The sequence below is a fragment of the Pseudomonas gingeri genome (assembly GCF_013385425.1).
Lineage (GTDB): Bacteria > Pseudomonadota > Gammaproteobacteria > Pseudomonadales > Pseudomonadaceae > Aquipseudomonas > Aquipseudomonas gingeri_D.
Genome location: NZ_JACAQA010000014.1, coordinates 26851 through 44875 on the forward strand (window position 1 = coordinate 26851; position 18025 = coordinate 44875).

At 64.6% G+C, this 18025-nt stretch carries 16 protein-coding genes; 9 read left to right on the forward strand and 7 right to left on the reverse strand.

Translation table 11 applies throughout. The features are described from left to right. Nucleotides 1-19 precede the first annotated feature (19 nt). From HX830_RS18215 to nrdR, 3 genes are read right to left on the reverse strand one after another with little or no spacing between them, the layout of a single operon-like run. Complete coding sequence (locus tag HX830_RS18215) at nucleotides 20-682, reverse strand: riboflavin synthase (RefSeq protein WP_040071243.1); 663 nt, start codon at nucleotides 680-682, stop codon at nucleotides 20-22. 45 nt (nucleotides 683-727) lie between these two features. Further along, nucleotides 728-1867, reverse strand: coding sequence for a bifunctional diaminohydroxyphosphoribosylaminopyrimidine deaminase/5-amino-6-(5-phosphoribosylamino)uracil reductase RibD (gene ribD, locus HX830_RS18220; RefSeq protein WP_177101690.1), 1140 nt, complete (start codon nucleotides 1865-1867; stop codon nucleotides 728-730). Next, the gene (nrdR, locus tag HX830_RS18225) at nucleotides 1864-2328 is read right to left on the reverse strand and encodes a transcriptional regulator NrdR (protein ID WP_177101692.1); all 465 of its coding nucleotides are present in this window, start codon (nucleotides 2326-2328) and stop codon (nucleotides 1864-1866) included. Before nrdR ends, ribD begins: the two co-directional genes overlap by 4 nt. Nucleotides 2329-2469: 141 nt before the next feature. Between nrdR and HX830_RS18230 the strand changes: the two genes are divergently transcribed. Genes HX830_RS18230 through trxA form a run of 3 tightly spaced genes read left to right on the forward strand, consistent with a single transcriptional unit; the run spans nucleotide 2470 to nucleotide 4514 of the window. Next, complete coding sequence (locus HX830_RS18230; protein WP_177101694.1) at nucleotides 2470-2928, forward strand: hypothetical protein; 459 nt, start codon at nucleotides 2470-2472, stop codon at nucleotides 2926-2928. Continuing rightward, the gene (locus tag HX830_RS18235) at nucleotides 2925-3611 is read left to right on the forward strand and encodes a class I SAM-dependent methyltransferase (RefSeq protein ID WP_177101696.1); all 687 of its coding nucleotides are present in this window, start codon (nucleotides 2925-2927) and stop codon (nucleotides 3609-3611) included. The genes HX830_RS18230 and HX830_RS18235 overlap by 4 nt, the downstream gene beginning before the upstream one ends. A 30-nt stretch (nucleotides 3612-3641) precedes the next feature. After that, nucleotides 3642-4514, forward strand: a complete 873-nt coding sequence (gene trxA / locus HX830_RS18240) for a thioredoxin (protein ID WP_103495551.1) — start codon at nucleotides 3642-3644, stop codon at nucleotides 4512-4514. 97 nt (nucleotides 4515-4611) lie between these two features. Here the strand turns inward: trxA and HX830_RS18245 are convergent, their stop codons facing one another. Further along, complete coding sequence (locus HX830_RS18245) at nucleotides 4612-4962, reverse strand: hypothetical protein (protein ID WP_177101698.1); 351 nt, start codon at nucleotides 4960-4962, stop codon at nucleotides 4612-4614. Between the two features lie 135 nt (nucleotides 4963-5097). On the opposite strand from HX830_RS18245, the gene HX830_RS18250 reads away from it, so the two are divergent. From HX830_RS18250 to HX830_RS18270, 5 genes are all read left to right on the forward strand, one after another. Then, nucleotides 5098-5709 carry a DUF2796 domain-containing protein gene (locus tag HX830_RS18250; RefSeq protein WP_103495550.1) on the forward strand — a complete coding sequence of 204 codons (612 nt, stop codon included), beginning with the start codon at nucleotides 5098-5100 and terminating at the stop codon, nucleotides 5707-5709. A 175-nt stretch (nucleotides 5710-5884) separates the two neighbouring features. Then, entirely contained in the window at nucleotides 5885-6595 is a 711-nt protein-coding gene (locus HX830_RS18255) for an ABC transporter ATP-binding protein (protein ID WP_177101699.1), read from the forward strand. 1 nt (nucleotide 6596) lies between these two features. Next, complete coding sequence (locus tag HX830_RS18260; RefSeq protein WP_177101701.1) at nucleotides 6597-7862, forward strand: ABC transporter permease; 1266 nt, start codon at nucleotides 6597-6599, stop codon at nucleotides 7860-7862. Nucleotides 7863-7870: 8 nt separating this feature from the next. Next, nucleotides 7871-8404, forward strand: coding sequence for a DUF3299 domain-containing protein (locus tag HX830_RS18265; RefSeq protein ID WP_103495549.1), 534 nt, complete (start codon nucleotides 7871-7873; stop codon nucleotides 8402-8404). A 258-nt stretch (nucleotides 8405-8662) separates the two neighbouring features. Next, nucleotides 8663-9346 carry an OmpW/AlkL family protein gene (locus HX830_RS18270; protein ID WP_177101703.1) on the forward strand — a complete coding sequence of 228 codons (684 nt, stop codon included), beginning with the start codon at nucleotides 8663-8665 and terminating at the stop codon, nucleotides 9344-9346. A 74-nt stretch (nucleotides 9347-9420) separates the two neighbouring features. Here the strand turns inward: HX830_RS18270 and HX830_RS18275 are convergent, their stop codons facing one another. Next, a complete protein-coding gene (locus tag HX830_RS18275; RefSeq protein ID WP_177101705.1) occupies nucleotides 9421-10350 on the reverse strand; it encodes an NAD-dependent epimerase/dehydratase family protein in 930 nt (309 codons plus the stop codon). Then, nucleotides 10343-11227, reverse strand: a complete 885-nt coding sequence (locus HX830_RS18280; protein ID WP_103495546.1) for a sugar nucleotide-binding protein — start codon at nucleotides 11225-11227, stop codon at nucleotides 10343-10345. Before HX830_RS18280 ends, HX830_RS18275 begins: the two co-directional genes overlap by 8 nt. Before the next feature lie 180 nt (nucleotides 11228-11407). Here HX830_RS18280 and HX830_RS18285 point away from each other — a divergent pair, with 180 nt between their 5' ends. Further along, nucleotides 11408-15718: a DEAD/DEAH box helicase gene (locus HX830_RS18285; protein WP_177101708.1), complete on the forward strand. Its 4311-nt coding sequence runs from the start codon at nucleotides 11408-11410 to the stop codon at nucleotides 15716-15718. Between the two features lie 6 nt (nucleotides 15719-15724). On the opposite strand, the gene HX830_RS18290 is transcribed toward HX830_RS18285, so the two are convergent. Further along, nucleotides 15725-17815 (reverse strand): mechanosensitive ion channel family protein, encoded by a 2091-nt coding sequence (locus HX830_RS18290; RefSeq protein WP_256350542.1) that lies wholly within the window; start codon nucleotides 17813-17815, stop codon nucleotides 15725-15727. Nucleotides 17816-18025 lie beyond the last annotated feature (210 nt).

The window sequence follows — 18025 nt, forward strand, 5'->3', positions numbered from 1 at the left end:
TTCTTTCAAAATTTGAGTGTCAGGATTTGAGGTAGCCGTTGGCGGCCAGGAAACTTTCGGTAATACCGCCGCTCGACGGTTCCGCGGCCTTGTCGCCCAGCAGCAGGCGCTCCAGGTAACGGGCCAGCAGGTCGACTTCGAGGTTGACCTGACGACCAGGACGGTAGTCGGCCATGATGGTTTCAGCCAGGGTGTGTGGGACGATGGTCAGTTCGAACTCGGCGCCGTTCACGGCGTTGACCGTCAGGCTGGTGCCGTCGACGGTGATCGAGCCCTTGTGGGCGATGTACTTGGCCAGGTCTTTCGGCGCACGGATACGGAACTGGATGGCCCGGGCGTTTTCTTCACGGGCGACGACTTCGCCGACACCGTCGACATGGCCGCTGACCAGGTGCCCACCCAGGCGGGTGGTCGGGGTCAGGGCTTTTTCCAGGTTGACCCGGCTGCCGGCCTTCAATTGGTTGAAGGCGGTGCAGTCCAGGGTTTCACGGCTGACGTCGGCCCAGAAGCCGTCGCCCGGCAGCTCGACGGCGGTCAGGCAGACGCCGTTGACCGCGATGCTGTCGCCGAGCTTGACGTCGGCCAGGTCCAGCTTGCCGGTTTCCACGTAGACGCGGACGTCGCCGCCCTTGGGGTTCAGGGCACGGATACTGCCGATGGATTCGATAATGCCGGTAAACATGAAGTCCTCCTCGAGAACAGGCCCGCGCGTGGCGCAAGCCAAAAATTATACGCCGGGTGCGGGATCAGGTATTGCGGTGACTCGCCAGTCACTACCGATAGCGCGCATTTCGGTGATTTTCAGCCGCGGCGCCTGGTGCATCCGCTCCAGCGGCCAGTCCAACAATGGGCGCGCCGTGGAGCCGAGAAACTGACCAGCGACAAACAATTGGTATTCGTCCACCAGGCCTTGCCGGGCAAAGGCGCCCGCCAGACGTGGGCCGGCTTCCACCAGCACTTCGTTGATGCCACGGGCGGCCAGTTCCGTCAGCAACCGGCGCAGGTCGACATGACCTTCGGCGCCGGGGACTTCCAGCAATTCATGGCCCAGGGCTTGATAGCGTTCGGCGGCGCCCGGAACGCAGGTCACCACCAAGGCAGGACCTGCCGTGAAGAACGGGGCATCCAGCGGCACCCGCAGGCGACCGTCGATCAACACCCGCAGGGGTGGACGGCGTTCGGCCAGGGCGGTCAGTTCGGGATCGAGGCCCAGCTCGGCGGGGCGTACGGTCATCCGCGCATTGTCCGCCAGCACGCTGTCGGCGCCGGTCAGCACCACGCTGGCCTGGGCCCGCAGGCGCTGCACGGCGGAACGCGCCTCGGGGCCGGTGATCCACTGGCTTTCGCCGCTGGCCATGGCGGTGCGACCGTCCAGGCTCATCGCCAACTTGACCCGCACAAACGGCACGCCGTGTTCCATGCGCTTGAGAAAACCCTGGTTCAGCGCCCGCGCTTCACCTTCCAGCACACCGCTGTGTACGGCGATGCCGGCATCGGCCAGGCGCTTGAGGCCGCGACCGGCAACTTCCGGATTGGGGTCCTGCATGGCCGCGACCACCCGCCCCACGCCGGCCTTGACCAGCGCATCGGCACACGGCGGTGTACGGCCGAAGTGGCTGCACGGCTCCAGGGTCACGTAGGCCGTGGCCCCGCGAGCGTTTTCGCCCGCCTCGCGCAAGGCATGCACCTCGGCATGGGGTTCGCCGGCGCGCACGTGCCAGCCTTCGCCGACCACCACGCCCGCCTGCACGATCACACAGCCGACCCGTGGGTTCGGGTGCGTCGAGTAGCGGCCCTTGCGGGCCAGCTCCAGGGCACGGGCCATGTAGTGGGCGTCGAGGACGGCCTGCTCGGTGGAAAGGCTCATTCTTTGGCGGGCTCGCGGGCAAGGCGGTCGATCTCTTCGCGGAACTCGTTGAGGTCCTGGAAGCGGCGATAGACCGAAGCGAAACGGATATAGGCGACTTCATCGAGTTTCTGCAACTCGGTCATCACCAGTTCACCGACGACCAGCGACTTGACCTCGCGCTCGCCGGTGGCCCGCAGCTTGTGCTTGATGTGCACCAGTGCGGCCTCCAGGCGTTCGACACTGACCGGGCGCTTTTCCAGCGCGCGCTGCATGCCCGCGCGGAGTTTTTCTTCGTCGAAGGGTTGGCGGCTGCCGTCCTGTTTGATCAGGCGTGGCAGGACCAGTTCGGCGGTCTCGAAGGTGGTAAAACGTTCACCGCAGGCCAGGCATTCGCGCCGGCGGCGCACCTGCTCGCCCTCGGCGACCAGACGCGAGTCGATGACTTTGGTGTCGTTGGCACCGCAGAAGGGACAGTGCATGGTGGCAGGCAACAAAAAATGGGAGGGCCATGGTAGCGCATCCCCGTGGCAAGACAAGCCATAGGGTTTGCGGTATACAGTCGCCCGACTACCTTTTATCCATAGAGATGCACCGGATTTCGTCTTGCGTTGGAGCCGTTCATGTCAGTACGACCGCTTGTTTTGCTCAGTCTCGCCGGCCTCCTGGCCGCTTGCGGCAGCCCGCCGCCCAAGCCTGCTCCGGTGGCACCGGCCCAACAGCAGGCGAGCAAACCGGTCAGTCCCTATGAAGAGCTCGGGCCCTTGCCCGCTTTTCAGCGTGAATTGAGCGGCACCTTGCAGGGCGTGCCCAAGGGCGCGGAGGTGGAACTGGCGCTGTTGGTGATCGACGAACGCGGTCGTCCGCAGCAATTGCTGGCCAGCAGCAAGATCAACGGCACCGGCCAGATCCTGCCGTTTCGCCTGCGCTTCAACCCGGAAGTGTTCCCGGTGGGCAGCCGCGTGGAATTGCGCGGGCGGGCCAGCCTGTCCGGGCAATTGATCCTGCATCTGCCATCGCGAAGTATCACCGAACCGACCACCCAGGCCCTGGGCCAGTTGCAATTTTTTACCGCGCCATGAGTGCACCGCCAAGCCTGCAACACTCCTTGAGCGAGTTGCTGGGCGATGCGCAATTGGTGGCCTGTGAGTTGCCAGGGACCGCATTGCAGTTGTGGCTGATCGACGCGCACAACATGGATCGCGCTTTTACCCCCGAGGAAACCCGGCGAATCCTCCATGAGCCGCCCTACTGGAGCTTCTGCTGGGCGAGCGGCCTGGCCATGGCCCGCTACCTGGCTGAAAACCCCCACTGGGTGGCGGGCAAGCGGGTGCTGGATTTCGGCGCCGGCTCCGGCGTGGCGGCAATTGCCGCAGCCCGGGCCGGGGCAATCGAAGTGGTGGCTTGCGACCTCGACCCGCTGGCCCTCGCGGCCTGCCGGGCGAATGCCACGCTCAACGGCGTGGAGCTGAGCTACAGCGAGGACTTCTTTGCCGAGAGCGATCGCTTCGACCTGATCCTGGTGGCGGATGTGCTCTATGACCGGGAAAACCTGCCGTTGCTCGATCAGTTTCTCAGTCGCGGCCAGGAGGCCTTGGTGGCCGATTCACGGGTACGGGATTTCCGTCATCCGCTGTATCGCCGCCTGGAAATGCTCGAAGCCTTCACCCTGCCGGACCTGGCGGAGCCGGAAGAGTTTCGCCATGTCAGCCTTTACCATGCTCAGCGTCAGCCTGCTTCCGGCCATCGGGCCCAGGCTTTATAGTGGCTCCATTCCCCGTTTTCCGAGATTCCGATGACTCAGCCCTCCCCCTACATTTTCGACGCCACCACCGCTGACTTCGACCAGTCGGTAATCGAGAACTCGTTCCACAAGCCGGTGCTGGTGGACTTCTGGGCCGAGTGGTGCGCCCCCTGCAAGGCCCTGATGCCGATGCTGCAACAGATTGCCGAGAGCTATCAGGGCGAACTGCTGCTGGCCAAGGTTGATTGCGATGCCGAGCAGGACATCGTCGCCCGCTTCGGCATTCGCAGCCTGCCCACCGTGGTGCTGTTCAAGGACGGCCAGCCGGTGGACGGTTTTGCGGGTGCCCAGCCGGAATCGGCGGTGCGCAAACTGCTTGAACCCCATGTGCAGATGCCACCGCCGGCGGAGGCCGATCCTCTTGAACAGGCCGAGGCGCTGTTTGCCGACGGTCGGATCGGCGATGCCGAAGCTGTGCTCAAGGAACTGCTGGGTGAAGACAACAGCAACGCCAAGGCGCTGATCCTTTATGGCCGTTGCCTGGCCGAGCGCGGTGAGTTGGGTGAAGCCCAGGCAGTGCTGGACGCAGTGAAGAGCGACGAGCACAAGGCCGCGCTGGCCGGGGCCAAGGCGCAGTTGACGTTCTTGCGTCAGGCGGCTGACCTGCCGGAGGTCGCTGACTTGAAAGCGCGCCTGGCGCAAAACCCACAGGATGACGAAGCGGCTTATCAGTTGGCGGTACAACAACTGTCGCGCCAGCAGTACGAAGCGGCACTGGAGGGTTTGCTCAAGCTGTTTACCCGTAATCGCGGCTACAGCGAAGGCCTGCCGCACAAGACCTTGTTGCAGGTGTTCGACCTGCTGGGCAACGACCATCCGTTGGTGACCACCTACCGTCGCCGGCTGTTTGCTGCGTTGTACTGACCTTGTGGGGAGCTGGCTTTGTCTGTGAAGAGGCCCTTGAGGCCGTCAACAGCTTCGCGGGCAAGCTCCGCTCCCACACTCAAAGACTGTTCCGCCCTCAGACCTCAGCCCAGCTGTAAAGCGGCGAATCCGTTCCGCTCAGCACCTTGACCTCGCTGCAATGACGCAAGCGCACCAACAGGCGCTTGGCCGCCGCCGTGCTCCCCGCCAACGCTTCCAACTGCCCGAGCAACTGCGGCCCGTCGATCTGCCCGGCCTGGCGCACCAGGTCCCTGGCCGTCTGCCACAGCGCGTCGTCCTGGCTCACCGGCCTTGCCGCTACCGTAGCGCCCGCCTCGGCCGGCACCGTCACCTGCAACTGCGCCCCCAAGCGCGCCCAGTCGCTCTCATCCAGCTCCAACGTCAAATCCACCGGCCATTGGCCAATGGTGCCTCGAATTCGCACCATGATGCTCACCTCGCGATTGCAGGCACCCATGCTCCCACGCGCCACCCGAGACGCCAAGTCAGTGGCCGAACAAGCCATAAATTGTTATAAGATCACATAACAAAACACCCTTATTGCCGTTCCTGGAGAAACGCCATGCGCCACCTGCTGCTCGCCCTGCCTTTTGCCCTGCTCCCGCTGGTTGCCGCCCAGGCCCATGAAGCCCACGAACATGGCAGCCTCGGCGCCCACGAGCACGGCGTTGGCCGGCTGAACGCCGCGCTGGACGGCCAGACCCTGGAACTCGAACTGCAAAGCCCGGCGATGAACCTGGTGGGCTTCGAACACCCGGCCACCAGCGACGCCGACAAGGCCAAGGTCGCCGCCGTACGCGCGCTGCTGGACAAGCCGCTGGAGCTGTTCAACCTGCCGAAAGGCGCCGGTTGCGTAGTGGCCAACCAGGAACTGGAAAGCCCGCTGTTCGGCGATCCGGCGCCTGAAGAGGCCGATGACGATGATGACGACGATCACGCTCCGGAGGCCGCCGCCGGCACCCAACCCGCCGTGGCCGAGCATCATCACGATCACAGCGAGATCCACGCCCACTACCAGTTCACCTGCACCACCCCGGCCGCGCTGAAGACCCTGGACCTGGGCCAGGTGTTCAAGACGTTCCCGGCTACCCACAAGATCCAGGTGCAGTTGATTTCCGGCAGTGGTCAACAAGGGGTTGACGTCACGCCTGAGGCTGCCACCCTGAAGTTCTGATCGACCTCAATCCTTGTTGAAATGGGCTTATGTTCATGTGGGAGCGGAGCTTGCCCGCGAAGAGTACAACGCAGTGTGTCTGGAACACCGCGTCGTCTCTTTCGCGGGCAAGCTCCGCTCCCACACAGATAGGCACCCACTCCACAACGGGCACACCACCTGTGAATCGGCCTTTATGACCCAAGCACTTATCGAACTGTCCGACCTGGGCTTCAACTGGCCCGGTCATCCGCAGTTGCTGGACATCCCGGCGTTCCGCCTGGAACCGGGCGAAACGCTGTTCCTCAAAGGCCCCAGCGGCAGCGGCAAGACCACCTTGCTCGGCCTGCTCGGCGGCGTGCAGAAACCCAGCCGCGGCAGCATCCGCCTGCTCGGCCAGGAACTCACCGAACTGGGCGCCGGTGCCCGCGACCGTTTTCGCGTCGATCACACCGGTTATATTTTCCAGCAGTTCAACCTGTTGCCGTTCCTCTCGGTACGCGAGAACGTCGAGCTGCCTTGCCACTTTTCCAAATTGCGCGCCCGCCGCGCAATCCAGCGCCACGGCAGTGCCGACCAGGCCGCCGCGACCCTGCTCGCCCACCTCGGCCTGAGCGATCCGGCCCTGCTGGAACGGCGCGCCGACTCGCTGTCCATCGGCCAGCAGCAACGGGTCGCCGCCGCCCGCGCGCTGATCGGCCAACCCGAACTGGTGATCGCCGACGAACCGACTTCAGCGCTGGACTACGATGCCCGCGAAGCCTTTATCCGACTGCTGTTCGCCGAATGCCGCGAAGCCGGTTCCAGCCTGCTGTTCGTCAGCCATGACCAGAGCCTGGCGCCGCTGTTCGATCGTCACCTGTCGCTGTCCGAATTGAATCGCGCGGCCACGCCCGCGGAGGTCTGAGATGTATCTGTTTCGTCTGGCCCTGGCCAGCCTGGCCAACCGCCGCTTCACCGCCCTGCTCACGGCCTTCGCCATCGCCCTGTCGGTCTGCCTGCTGCTGGCCGTGGAGCGCGTGCGCACCGAAGCCCGCGCCAGCTTCGCCAGCACCATCAGTGGCACCGACCTGATTGTCGGCGCCCGCTCGGGTTCGGTGAACCTGCTGCTGTACTCGGTGTTTCGCATCGGCAACGCCACCAACAACATCCGTTGGGACAGCTTCGAGCACTTCGCCAATAACCCGAAAGTGAAGTGGGCGATCCCGATGTCCCTCGGCGACTCCCACCGCGGCTACCGCGTACTGGGCACCAGCGAGGCCTATTTCGAGCATTACCAGTACGGCCACCAGCAGAACCTGCAACTGGCCGAAGGCCGCCCGTTCGCCACCGATCCGTTCGAGGTGGTGCTCGGCGCCGAAGTGGCCGACGCCCTGCACTACAAGCTTGGCGACAAGCTGGTGCTGGCCCATGGCGTGGCCGCCATCAGCCTGGTCAAGCATGACGACAAGCCCTTCACCGTGGTCGGCATCCTCAAACGCACCGGCACGCCGGTGGACCGCACGCTGCATATCAGCCTCGGCGGCATGGAGGCGATCCACATCGATTGGCACGACGGCGTACCGGCCCATGGTGCCGGACGCATCAGCGCCGACCAGGCCCGCAATATGGACCTGACGCCGCAAGCCATCACCGCCTTCATGCTCGGCCTGAACAACAAGGTGTCGACCTTCGCCCTGCAACGGGAGATCAACGAATTCCGGGGCGAGCCGATGCTGGCGATCCTCCCGGGCGTGGCCTTGCAGGAGCTGTGGAGCTTGATGGGCACGGCGGAAAAGGCGCTGTTCGTGGTCTCACTGTTCGTGGTCCTGACCGGTTTGATCGGCATGCTCACGGCGATCCTCACCAGCCTCAACGAGCGGCGCCGGGAGATGGCGATCCTGCGCTCGGTGGGCGCACGGCCTTGGCATATCGCCAGTCTGCTGATACTGGAAGCCTTTGCCCTGGCCTTGTCCGGGGTAGTGGCCGGGCTCGGCCTGTTGTACCTGTGCATCGCCCTGGCCCAGGGGTATGTGCAGTCGAATTACGGGTTGTACCTGCCGCTGTCCTGGCCAAGCGAATATGAATGGACGCTGCTCGGCGGTATCCTCGTCGCCGCCCTGTTGATGGGCAGCGTGCCGGCGTGGCGCGCCTATCGACAATCCCTGGCCGATGGCCTGTCCATCCGTTTATGAGTGTTGCGATGAAGAATAAAGTCCTGGCCGCTGTGCTGCTGGCGCTGTCCGTGGTGACGGCCACGCCGTTGTGGGCCGATGACAAGCCCAAGGAACTGGCCTGGCAGGACATGATTCCGCCCGATGCGCCGCCGGAAATCCCGCAGATGACGCCGCTGCATGACCTGTCGAAAATCGGCAGCATGAACATCGAGGCGGCACCGGCGGCCAAGCAGTCGCTGCCCGATGCGCCGGTGGTCAAGGCGCTGGACGGCCAGCATGTGCGCCTGCCGGGGTATATCGTACCGTTGGAAGTGAGCGAGGAAGGGCGGACCACGGAGTTTCTGCTGGTACCGTACTTCGGCGCCTGCATCCATGTGCCGCCACCGCCGTCGAACCAGATCGTGCATGTGACCAGTGAGTTGGGGGTCAAGGTCGACGAGTTGTACCAGCCGTACTGGATTGAAGGTGACATGCAGGTCAAGCAGAGCACCAGCGACCTGGCGGATGCGGGGTACAGCATGGAGGCGCAGAAGATCTACGTGTACGAATTACCGGAGTAAGGCTGGTCGCCCAGCGGTGCCTGGTCGGACCTCTTCGCGGGCAAGCCCTGCTCCTACAGGATTAGGATCTGCTCAAGGTTTTGTGACCGACATGAAACTGTAGGAGCAGGGCTTGCCCGCGAAGAGGCCGGCAGCCCCCCCACAAAAGTTCCCGACTCGCCCCCGCCATTGGCCTTTCATTGAGCTGAGTCAACGACCGGCCCGGGGCGCTCATTACCATTGGACACAGTGAATTCAAAACGTCCTTTGGAGCCCCCCATGCACAAGTCCCTGCTCAGCGCCTCTCTCGTTGCGCTCGCCCTCGCCGCGCCCCTTGCCCACGCCCACCAGGCCGGTGATTTCATCGTCCGTGCCGGTACCGCCACCGTTTCGCCCAACGACAGCAGCGGCGATCTGAAACTCGACGGCACGCGAATCTCCGGCACCAAAGCCACGGTGGACAGCGATACCCAGTTGGGCCTGGCCTTTGCCTACATGTTCACCGACCATATCGGCCTGGAATTGCTGGCCGCCACGCCGTTCCACCACGAAGTGTCGGTCAAGGGCCTCGGCCCGGCGCTGGACGGCCAACTGGGGGATATCAAGCAACTGCCACCGACCCTGTCGCTGCAGTACTACCCACTGGATGCCGCCTCGAAGTTCCAGCCTTATGGTGGTATCGGCATCAACTACACCATGTTCTTCGGTGAAGACCTGACCAGCCAGCGCAAGGACGAAGGCTTCAGCAACCTGAAGCTGCAGAACTCGGTAGGCCTGGCCGGGCAACTGGGCTTCGACTACATGCTCACTGACCGCATGCTGCTCAACGCCTCGGTCTGGTACGTGGACATCGACACCAAGGCCACCGTCGACGGCCCGACCGCCCTGGGCGTCGGCCAGACCAAGGTGGATGTGAAAGTCGATCCGTGGGTCTACATGGTCGGTATCGGCTACAAGTTCTAGGCAGAACCCGCTTTCCATCACCCCATGAAAAAGGCGCCGGGATCAGGCGCCTTTCTCATTTCAGATGATCGATCTCAACGCCCCAGCAAACGCGCCAGGCCGACACTCATGGGCGTCGGCTCGGCCAGGACGAAACGCTCCAGCATCCGCTGGTTATTCGCCCGCGAATGGCGAATATCGCCAGAACGCGCCGGCTCGTAGGTCACCGGCGGCAGTGCGCCGACCACCTCGCCCAGCGCCATCAGCACCTGCTTGAGCGTCGTAGCCCGGTTCAGGCCGACGTTGATCGCGCCTTCCTGCACCTGCGGCGCCTCAAGCGCCTGCAGCAGGATCTGCACCAGATCGCCAACGTAGATAAAGTCCCGGGTCTGCTCGCCATCGCCGAAGATGGTGATCGGCAACCCCTTCAACGCCCGCTCGCAGAAAATACTGATCACCCCGGAATACGGCGAGGACGGATCCTGGCGCGGCCCGAAGACGTTGAAGAAACGGAAGATCACCGGCTCCAGGCCATGCTGGCGGCGGTAGAAGTCCAGGTACTGCTCGCTGGCCAGCTTGTCCGAGGCATAGGGTGTCAGCGGCGACTTGGCGGTGTCCTCGATGATCGACTCGCCCTCGCCGTTATTGCCGTAGACCGCCGCGCTGGAGGCGAACAACACCCGCTTGACGCCCGTCTGGCGCATGGCCTCGCAAACATTCAGCGTGCCGATGAAATTGCTCTGGTGGGTCCGCACCGGGTCCTCCACCGAAGCCTGCACCGAAGCCACCGCCGCCAGGTGCACCACGGCCTGACAGCCACGCATGACTTGTGTCACCAAGGCGGCATCGGCCACATCGCCCTCAATCAGTTCGACTCGCGGATTGTCCAGGGCCAGGTTGCCGCGTTTGCCGGTGGATAGGTCATCGAGGATACGCAGCGAGTAACCTTGCTCCAGCAGTGCTTCGGCCAGGTTCGAGCCGATGAAGCCGGCGCCGCCGGTGATAAGAATGGGGGCATCAGCCATGACGATAGAACCTGTCGAGTAGCGCCGGCAACCCCGCACGCCAGGCGCGCGGCTTGATGCCGAAGGTATGGAGGATTTTCTTGCAGGCCAGCACCGCGTGCTGCGGCTCTTCCGCCGCATCTGGACGCGCGGCATGAGCCTGGGCGGTAGGCGCCTCGATCGCCAGCGGGTGCAACTGCCGGGCTTCGGTGAGAATCGCCTGCCCCAGGGCCAGCGGCGTGGTCGCCTCGTGGCCGGCGTAGTGGTAGGTGCCCCACAGCGGCGCGGCACAATCGAGTTGCTTGAGCACCGAGATGATCACCCGGGCCGCGTCGTCCACGGGCGTCGGGTTGCCACGTCGGTCATCGGCCATCAGCAGTTCGTCGGGTTTCTCGGCCCGGGCCAGGAAACGTCCGAGGGTGCCCTCGGTACTGTCGTCGAGCAACCAGCCGAAGCGCAGCAACACATGTTGCGGGCAGGTGGCGCGCACGCTCTGCTCGATCCGCCACAACGCCTGGCCACGCAGCCCCAGGGGCACGGGTTCGTCTTTTTCGCTGTAGGCGGTGGCCCGCGAGCCGTCGAACACCCGATAACTGGAAGGTTGCAGCAGGATGATGTTGTGGTGCTGGCAAAGTTCGGCCAGCCGCTCGACCGCACGCTCCTGGTCGGCCAGGCGCGCCTCGCCGACCGTCTCCGCCTGGAACCAGTCGAAGTAGAAGGCGAGGTTGATCAACGCATCCGGACGGGTGTCGTCGAGCAGTTGCGTGAGGCTCGCGGCATCCCAGCCATCTTGTGGCGGACGGGGGGCGAGGAAACCGATGTCTTCCTCCGCACCGAGGCGAATCAGCGCCTGCCCAAGGGCATTTCCGCCGCCCAGTAACATAAGGCGCATTCGCATAGAGTCAGCAGGCCCAGGTCTGTTCAGAACGATGGTGATTGGCGGCCAGCTTGTGGCCGACCGCTGGCAATAGCCAGAATCCTTGCATTTTGCGGGTTTTGCGCGCAACCGTCACGGATAAAGTGCCAGAGAGCACCCATCGGCTTGCAACTTGGCCCGTACGACCGCATAAATAAACCCATGAATCTTCCCGAATCGGCCCATGACGCCCTGGCAGGTTTCCACCCGGCCGTCAGCGCCTGGTTTCGCAACACCTTCCCGGACGTGACCGGCGCCCAGGCCCGTGCCTGGCCGTTGATCCGCCAGCGCCGCTCGACACTGGTCGCCGCGCCCACCGGCTCCGGCAAGACCCTGACGGCCTTTCTCGCGGTAATCGACGACCTGGTTCAGCAGGGTCTGGCCCAGGGCGGCGAACTGCCGGACGAAACCCTGATCGTCTATGTCTCGCCGCTCAAGGCACTGTCCAACGATATCCGCATCAACCTGCAAGATCCGCTGGCGGGCATCACCGCACAACTCGAACTGCTGGGCCTGCCGCCGCTCTCAATCACCACCGCGGTGCGCACCGGCGACACCCCGCAGAACGAACGTACGCGCCTGCGCAAGACCGCGCCGCATATCCTGGTGACCACGCCGGAATCGCTTTATGTGCTGCTCGGTTCCGATTCCGGCCGACGCATGCTCGGCACCGTTCGCACGGTGATCGTCGACGAGATCCACGCCATCGCTGCCAGCAAGCGCGGCAGCCACCTGGCCCTGAGCCTGGAGCGTTTGCAGGCATTGTGTGGCGAGTCGTTGCTGCGTATCGGCCTGTCCGCCACTCAAAAGCCCATCGATGCGGTGTCGCGCTTTCTGGTGGGCAGCAGCCGCACCTGCGAAATCATCGATATCGGCCACGCCCGCCCCCGCGACTTGGGCATCGAGGTGCCTCCCGTACCGCTGACGGCGGTGATGGCCAACGATGTCTGGGAGCTGGTCTACGAACGCCTGGCCGAACTGGCCCGGCAGCACCGCACCACGCTGATTTTCGTCAATACCCGACGCCTGGCCGAACGCCTGGCCCGGCACTTGAGCGAGCGCCTGGGCAAGGAGGCGGTGGCCGCCCACCATGGCAGCCTGGCCAAGGAACAGCGCCTGGATGCCGAACAACGGCTCAAGCGCGGCGAACTGCAGGTGCTGATCGCCACCGCCTCGCTGGAACTGGGGATCGATATCGGCGAGGTGGAACTGGTCTGCCAGATCGGCTCGCCACGCTCCATCGCGGCCTTTCTGCAACGGGTCGGACGCTCCGGCCACCAGGTCGGCGGCACGCCCAAAGGTCGGCTGTTCGCCACTTCGCGGGACGAACTGATCGAGTGCGCCGCCCTGCTCGACTGCGTGCGCCGGGGCGAACTGGACACCTTGCTGATTCCCCGCGCGCCGCTGGACGTGCTGGCCCAGCAGATCGTCGCCGAGGTCAGTTGCCAGGAATGGCAGGAACAGCCGCTGCTGGAACTGATCCGCCGCGCCGCGCCCTATGCCGAGCTGGACGAGGCCCACTATCAGGCGCTGCTGCGGATGCTCGCCGAAGGGTTCAACAGTCGACAGGGTCTGCGCAGCGCCTATATTCACCGCGATGCCCTGAACCAGAGCCTGCGCGGCCGCCGTGGCAGCCAACTGACCGCCCTCACCAGCGGCGGGACCATCCCGGACAACGCCGACTACAGCGTGCTGCTCGAACCCCAGGCCCTGAATATCGGCACGGTGCATGAGGACTTCGCGGTGGAAAGCATCGCCGGCGATGTGTTCCAGCTGGGCAACAGTTCCTATCGCATCCTGCGGGTCGAGACCGGCAAGGTGCGGGTCGAGGATGCCCACGGCCAGCCGCCGAGCATTCCGTTCTGGCTCGGCGAGGCACCGGGGCGCAGTGCAGAGCTGTCCTTCGCCGTGGCGCGCCTGCAGGCCCATCTGGATAAATTGCTGGGCGCCACACCGGGAGACTTGCAGCCGAGCCTCGACTGGCTGCGCCAGACCCTCGGCCTGGACCCGGCCAGCGCCGAACAGATCGTCGAGTACCTGGCCCGCGCCCGGCAAAGCCTCGGTGCCCTGCCCTCGCAGGACACCCTGATCATGGAGCGTTTCTTCGACGAGTCCGGCGGCACCCAGTTGGTGATCCACACACCGTTCGGCAGCCGGATCAACCGCGCCTGGGGCCTGGCCTTGCGCAAGCGTTTCTGCCGCACCTTCAACTTCGAATTGCAGGCTGCCGCCAGCGAAGACGCCATCGTGCTGTCGCTGTCCACCAGCCACAGCTTTGCCCTGGACGAGGTCTGGCGTTACCTCAACAGCCGCACGGCCGAACACATCTTGATCCAGGCCGTGCTCGACGCCCCTTTATTTGGCGTGCGCTGGCGCTGGAATGCCGGGGTCGCGCTGGCGCTGCCGCGTTTTGTCGGCGGACGCAAGGTGGCGCCGCAGATCCAGCGGATGAAAAGCGAAGACCTGACCGCCTGCGTCTTCCCGGACCAGATCGCCTGCCTGGAAAACCTTGCCGGCGAGCGCGAGATTCCCGACCACCCGCTGGTGGAACAGACCCTCGACGACTGCCTGCACGAGGCCATGGACTGCGAAGGCTGGCTGGCCCTGTTGCGGCGCATGGAGGCCAGCGACGTGCGGCTGATCGCCCGCGACCTGCCGGCGCCCTCGCCCCTGGCGGCGGAAATTCTCAGCGCCCGGCCGTACACCTTTCTCGACGATGCACCGCTGGAAGAGCGTCGCACCCAGGCGGTGCTGAACCGTCGCTGGAGCGATCCCACCAGCACCGACGACCTCGGCGCCTTGGATGCCGAAGCCATCCGGGCCGTGGCCGAGGAAGCCTGGCCCGCACCGAACGGCGAGGATGAAATGCATGAGGCGTTGATGAGCCTGGCCGCGATCACCGACGCCGAAGCCCAGGCCAATCCCTCGTGGTCAGCCTGGCTGGCGGTGCTCGCGGTACAAGGTCGCGCCACACGTTTGCAAGTCGATAAATCCCACGCACTGTGGACCGCCCTGGAACGCCTGACCTGCCTGCAAGCACTTTATCCACAGGCGTTGCGGCACCCGCCCTTGCAACCGCCAGTGGGTTTCGATCAGCCGTGGGAGGCCGATGAGGCTGCCGTCGAAGTGGTCCGCGCCCGCCTCAGCGGTTTTTCCCCGCTGACGCTGCCCGAGATCGCCGAGCCCCTGGCGCTCTCCAGCGCCACACTGACCCAGGCCCTGGCGAAGCTGGAAAGCGAAGGTTATGTGCTGCGCGGTCAGTTCAGTCCGGGGGCACCTCGGGAACAGTGGTGCGAACGTCACCTGCTGGCGCGCATCCACCGTTACACGGTCAAGCGCCTGCGCCGGGAAATCGAGCCAGTGGCGGTGCAGGACTTCATGCGTTTCCTGTTCGACTGGCAACACCTTTCCCCCGCCTGCCAGGGCCAGGGCAGCGCGGCCCTGGCGATGATCGTCAGCCAGTTCGAAGGCTACCCGGTTGCCGCCGGGGCCTGGGACAGCGATGTGCTGGCCGCGCGGCTCAAGGAGTATTCACCGACCTGGCTCGATGAGTTGTGTCGCTCGGGCAAGCTGGTCTGGGCCCGCCTCAGTGCCCGTGGCAAAAGCGCCAGCGCAGCCTCGCGCAGTACGCCGGTGGTGTTGCTGCCCCGGGGCCAGGTCGCGCTGTGGAGCAGCCTGACGGAACAGACGGCGGTGGAAGAGTTGTCGCCGCGCACGCAAAAGGTTCATGCCGCGCTGACGCAACAGGGCGCGCTGTTTTTCGATGAGTTGCTGCACGAGGCGCATCTGCTGCCCACCGAGCTGGAAACCGCCTTGCAGGAGTTGGTCGGCGCCGGTTGGGTAAATGCCGACAGCTTTGCCGGCTTACGGGCGCTGATCACTCCGGCCAGTAAACGCCAGGCCCGCAGTGCTCGGCGTGGGCGTGGGGCGTTTGTCGGCGGGATGGACGATGCCGGACGCTGGGCCTTGCTGCGGCGCTCCGCAGTAGTCGTGCCGACGGGTGGTTCAGTGCCAACCGAAACCCTGGAACATATCGCCATGACCTTGCTGCGGCGTTACGGCGTGGTGTTCTGGCGCTTGCTGGAGCGTGAGGCGGACTGGTTACCGAGTTGGCGGGAATTGCTGCGTACCTTTCATCGATTGGAAGCCCGCGGCGAGATTCGTGGTGGGCGTTTTATCAGCGGTCTGGCAGGTGAGCAGTTTGCCTTGCCAGAGGCGATTCCGTTGTTGCGCGAAGTGCGTCGGCGCCCGGCGGACGGTAGCCTGATCACGGTGTGCGGCGCCGATCCGTTGAATCTGGCGGGGACCTTGCTGCCGGGCGCCAAGGTGCCGGCGCTGGCGGGGAATCGCCTGGTGTATCGCGACGGTGTTCCGGCGGCGGCAGAGATCGCCGGGCAGCAGTCATATTGGCTGGAACTGGATCAGGTGGCCGCCGCCGAAGTCCGAAAAAAACTGACCCAGTACCGTCTCTGAAAACGCCTACACGGCCCCTGGGGGCGCGGGCTCTTGCTCTACCGTCGGCCCCCTCGGCGCCAGCATCACCGGCTGTGGATAAGTCTGCGCGAAATGCACCCACGGGCTCTGGTCCACCAGCTTCTTCAGCCGCTCGTTGAACGCCCGGTTCACGCTGTACTGGCCGCCCGAGATCGTGCGGAACTGCGCCGTCAGCACCACGCCGTTGAGGTCCATGCGATCGATCCCGAACACCTCCAGCGAACCTTGCAGGTTGAACTTGAGCAGGGCGTCCTCGCTGATCGAGCGCCCGGCCTCGCGAATCAACTCGGTGGCCTTGTCGACATCGGTGTCATAGGTGAACTGCACCGAGAAAAACGCAAAGGCGAATTGCCGAGATTGATTGGTCACCGCCTTGATCTGGCCGAACGGCACCGAGTGCACGAACCCCTTGCCGTCACGCAGACGCAAGGTGCGAATGGTCAGGCCCTCCACCGTACCGGCATGACCGGAATCGAGCACCACCCAGTCGCCGATGGACAGGGTGTCCTCGATGATGATGAACAGCCCGGTGATCACATCCTGGACCAACTGCTGGGAACCGAAACCGATGGCCAGCCCCACCACCCCCGCACCGGCCAACAGGGGCGCGACATTGATCCCCAGGTTGGCCAGGGTGGTGATCGCACCGATCACCAGCAGGATCACTTTCAACGCATTGCGCAGCAGCGGCAGGATGGTTTTTGCCCGCATGCTCGGCTGGCGCGAAGCGCGGCGGTTGATCGGCGGCTTGAGGGATTCCTGGATCGCGGTGTCGAGCACCACCCAGAGCAACCAGGTCGCCAGCAGGATCAGGCCGATACGGCTGAGGGAATCGCTGATGGCCCGGCCCACGCTGTTCTGCTCGGCGAATTCATACAACGAAAAACCCCAGATCCGCCCCAGCAGTTCGATAAAGCCCACCGCCAGGGCGATACGCAACACGGCATGCAGCACGCTGAGCAAGCGCTCCTTGTACACGCTGCTGCGCTGGATCGACGCCATCCCACGAGCCTTGAACAGGTGTTGGAACACGGTGCTGAGAAACACCGTGGCAATCAGCAGCACGGTGGTCAGCAAGGCGCAGCGCAAGGCTTTCTGGCTGTCTTCGCCGGCACCGATCAGGTTGACCGTCGAGACCAGCACCATCAACAGGATCGGCCAGTACCAGAGCCCGGAAAAGATCCGCAGCGACTCCTGCAGCGCCGGTTGCTTCAGGCGTTGGCTCAGCGGGCGATTGCGGATCAGGTGCGCCACCGGTCGCCGCAACCTGAAGACCAGCACGCCGAACAGGATGGAGGCGAACAGGGCCGTGAACACCGCAACGCTGCTGGTGATATTGCTGCCCAGTTGCAGGGCGATCTGCGGGCTGGTCAGGGCATCGCTCAAGGCGGCCAGGAAACCGATCGCGAACAACTGGCGCGGGCTGTCGACGCGAATGATCCGCACGGCCTGACGCTTGTGGCCGAAGTTGAACAGCACCGTCAGGCAAAGCAGGGCCGCACTGGTGAAAATGCCGCTGCTGGTGGCGTAGGTCAGGCACAACGCCAGCGCCCGTCCCGCCGAGGCCGGCAGGAAGTGACCGACATAGAGGGTGAATGGCAGGGAGAGCAACGCCGGCAACAGGTAAGGCAAGGCATAACCGAGCACGGACTGACTGCGCTCACGGGGCTGCAACCAGCGGTGCCGGTTGATGCGGCGGGCGGCGAAACGTCCCGCCGTGGCCAGGGCCGCGAAGCTGGCGAGCCAGGCGACCGATAACGACAGGAAGTCGCCGGCCACGCCCCAGGGCGAACGCTCGCGGGTCTGGCTGACCAGTTGCCCCATCTCGTCGGCCGCGCGATCTGCCCGCAGGCGCCAGGCGTCGAGCAGGTGACCATTGAGGTCAAGCTGGTTCTGCGCGTCGTCGATGCTGGAGCTGAGGGTGCCGAGCAGTCCGCCCTGCACCAGCACCTCGGGTTTGGCGGGCGTGCTGGCGGGTGCGCTGGCAGGCAGCGGCAGCGCCGTGGCGGCCCCGGCCCCAGCGCAGGCACACAAGAGCAACAGGGTTAGCAGTAGCGTCGTATTGAGTCGGGACAAAACCGGACACCTCATCGGCCATCTCTGTAAGAAACTGAGTGCCAATGGGGTGGCAAAGTTCGGCTGTTCGCCTCTACGGTGATTTTGGAGTTCAATATTTCCCGGCAAACACCAACTTGTAGGAGCAGGGCTTGCCCGCGAAAGGGCCCTCAAGGGCGCCAAAGGCTTCGCGGCGATGTGGCGTCCCCACAAGCCCTGCTTCTACAGACC

What these genes read in the sequence shown, in the direction of transcription:
- HX830_RS18215 (WP_040071243.1), bottom strand. Translation starts at nt 682, where the DNA reads ATGTTTACCGGCATTATCGAATCCATCGGCAGTATCCGTGCCCTGAAC.
- ribD (WP_177101690.1), bottom strand. Translation starts at nt 1,867, where the DNA reads ATGAGCCTTTCCACCGAGCAGGCCGTCCTCGACGCCCACTACATGGCC.
- nrdR (WP_177101692.1), bottom strand. Translation starts at nt 2,328, where the DNA reads ATGCACTGTCCCTTCTGCGGTGCCAACGACACCAAAGTCATCGACTCG.
- HX830_RS18230 (WP_177101694.1), top strand. Translation starts at nt 2,470, where the DNA reads ATGTCAGTACGACCGCTTGTTTTGCTCAGTCTCGCCGGCCTCCTGGCC.
- HX830_RS18235 (WP_177101696.1), top strand. Translation starts at nt 2,925, where the DNA reads ATGAGTGCACCGCCAAGCCTGCAACACTCCTTGAGCGAGTTGCTGGGC.
- trxA (WP_103495551.1), top strand. Translation starts at nt 3,642, where the DNA reads ATGACTCAGCCCTCCCCCTACATTTTCGACGCCACCACCGCTGACTTC.
- HX830_RS18245 (WP_177101698.1), bottom strand. Translation starts at nt 4,962, where the DNA reads ATGGTGCGAATTCGAGGCACCATTGGCCAATGGCCGGTGGATTTGACG.
- HX830_RS18250 (WP_103495550.1), top strand. Translation starts at nt 5,098, where the DNA reads ATGCGCCACCTGCTGCTCGCCCTGCCTTTTGCCCTGCTCCCGCTGGTT.
- HX830_RS18255 (WP_177101699.1), top strand. Translation starts at nt 5,885, where the DNA reads ATGACCCAAGCACTTATCGAACTGTCCGACCTGGGCTTCAACTGGCCC.
- HX830_RS18260 (WP_177101701.1), top strand. Translation starts at nt 6,597, where the DNA reads ATGTATCTGTTTCGTCTGGCCCTGGCCAGCCTGGCCAACCGCCGCTTC.
- HX830_RS18265 (WP_103495549.1), top strand. Translation starts at nt 7,871, where the DNA reads ATGAAGAATAAAGTCCTGGCCGCTGTGCTGCTGGCGCTGTCCGTGGTG.
- HX830_RS18270 (WP_177101703.1), top strand. Translation starts at nt 8,663, where the DNA reads ATGCACAAGTCCCTGCTCAGCGCCTCTCTCGTTGCGCTCGCCCTCGCC.
- HX830_RS18275 (WP_177101705.1), bottom strand. Translation starts at nt 10,350, where the DNA reads ATGGCTGATGCCCCCATTCTTATCACCGGCGGCGCCGGCTTCATCGGC.
- HX830_RS18280 (WP_103495546.1), bottom strand. Translation starts at nt 11,227, where the DNA reads ATGCGAATGCGCCTTATGTTACTGGGCGGCGGAAATGCCCTTGGGCAG.
- HX830_RS18285 (WP_177101708.1), top strand. Translation starts at nt 11,408, where the DNA reads ATGAATCTTCCCGAATCGGCCCATGACGCCCTGGCAGGTTTCCACCCG.